This window comes from Peribacillus sp. SIMBA_075 (genome assembly GCF_046534585.1).
In genome coordinates this window covers 1-277 of sequence record NZ_JAWRYN010000470.1, presented here as the reverse complement: position 1 = coordinate 277, position 277 = coordinate 1, and the positions used below count along the sequence as shown (strand labels likewise).

Below are 277 nucleotides of genomic sequence, written 5' to 3'. Positions count from 1 at the left end.
ATATGCCATTCCTATATAAAACCTCTTCAATATTTCTTTGAATTCTATCGGTAGCATGAAGCGACATTTGCTCAACGTCTGTCTGATTATTTGTCGCCCTAATAATCGAATCCCGAACCGAGTCCTCATTTGACACTATAACTTTAACCAAGATGGCACGCGAATCCTCCAAGCCTCGATTTTCGGAAAAATATCGGTAAACAGACTCAGTCGTTTGAAGACCATTTACAATCTGTATCCCCTGCATCCGTATAGAGTTCGCAACCACACTTGCCCC

At 41.9% G+C, this 277-nt stretch carries 1 protein-coding gene; it reads right to left on the bottom strand.

From position 1 onward, the window contains the following. The coding region (locus tag SB775_RS29040; RefSeq protein ID WP_410864672.1) for an AIPR family protein at nt 1-277 on the bottom strand (277 nt) is incomplete at both ends.